The organism is Streptomyces sp. NPDC020747 (genome assembly GCF_044334695.1).
Lineage (GTDB): Bacteria > Actinomycetota > Actinomycetes > Streptomycetales > Streptomycetaceae > Streptomyces.
In genome coordinates, this window is the sequence record NZ_JBIRTJ010000050.1 from 1 (window position 1) to 1,558 (window position 1,558).

Below are 1,558 nucleotides of genomic sequence, written 5' to 3' on the forward strand. Positions count from 1 at the left end.
GCGGCCCTTCGGCCTCGGCGACCCGGCCGCCGTCCTGTACCGCACCGTGCACGAGGAACCCGACGTGCCCGGCCTCGACCGGCTGCCGCTCCCGCTGCGTACGGCGATCACCGGCTGCCTGGCCAAGGACCCCGCCGGACGACCCACGGCGGCCGAACTCGCCCGCTCCCTACGGGATGTCGATCAGAGGGCGACCGGTCCCGATCAACAGGCCGCTCCCCATCAACAGGCCACCTCCGCCGAGGGGTTCGCCTCCGCCACCTCGGCCGACTGGCTCCCCTCCGCCGTACTGCGCCTGGTCGCCGACCGCTCCGCCCGAGCCCTGGACCCGCCGCCCCGGCAGAGCGGCCCCACGGCCCTACTGGAACCCACCGTCGTGGGCGAGGGACGCGCGCCTTCCCGGCGTCGGATCCTCGCCATCGGCGGCTCGGCCGTCGCGGTCCTCGCCGCGTCCGGCACCGCGATCCTGCTGACGAATCGTCAGGACACCACGCCCGGCGGCGCGGCGCAGAACCTGCCCGCCCATGTCATCGGCTTCCAGGCTGCCCTGACGGGTGATCAGAAAGTGGTCGGACTGGCGCAGGAGCGCGGTGCCCGGCTCGCCGTGGCCGCCCACAACGCCCGCGAGAACACCCGCTTCCGGCTCGCCCTCACCTCTTACGATGACCGGGGCGAGGCCGGGCGGGCGAAGGAAGGGGCCCGCGAGCTGCTCACCGAGCGGTCCCTGTGCGCGGTGATCGGCCCCACCACCGTCGCCGCCGCCCGCGCAGCGGTCCCCCTGTACGGGGAGGCGTTCGTGCCGGTCCTGCTCGTCTCGGCCGACTACGACGCATTGGGGCTGTCCTCGGCCACGGAACGCACCCTCTGCGTGACCACGGCCCCGAGCAGGTACCGGACCCTGCCGGTGCTCGCCTACCTGACCTGGGTCCGCAAGGTCGAGCGCACCGCCGTCGTCCAGGACCAGGCCGCGCCCCAGATGGCCGAGACCGCGCGCGGCCTGCGAGAGACACCGCCCAGTGAGGGCACCGCCACGGTCCACCCGGTGGCGTCCGGCACAGACGACTTCGGCCCGGCCGTCGCCGCCGCGCTGGCCACGCGACCCGAGGCCGTCGTCTACGCGGGCACTTCGCCGACCCGGGCCGCGGCCTGTGCCCGCGCGCTGGCCACCGCGGGTTTCACCGGTCCCCGGGTGACCTTCGAATCCGTCATGCGCCCGGCCTTTCTGGAAGCCGCCGGCGAGGCCGCCGAGGGCTGGGTGTTCGGAGCGCCCTACAGCGAACCGCAGTCGTCGGACAGCAAGGCCGCCCGTGCCTTCACCTCCGCGTACCGCGACCGCTACGGCGCGTCTCCCGCCCGCTGGGCCGCCGAAGCCTACGACGCGGTGGGTCTGATCGCCGCTTCCCTGGACGCCCATGGCGGCGGCGCCGGCATCACCCCCGGGCAGGTCACCGAACGGCTCTTCAAACTCAGCTACGACGGCGTGGCCAAGCCCATCCGCTTCAACCAGGACATCACCCACGGACTCAGACCCGAGAACACGAGCTTCCTGTACCAGGTC

General features: G+C 73.7%; 1 protein-coding gene. It reads left to right on the plus strand.

All coding sequences use genetic code 11. The features are described 5' to 3' along the window. Positions 1–1,558 (plus strand): ABC transporter substrate-binding protein (locus tag ACH4YP_RS48000; RefSeq protein ID WP_398497929.1); only part of this gene is annotated, 1,558 nt, incomplete at both ends.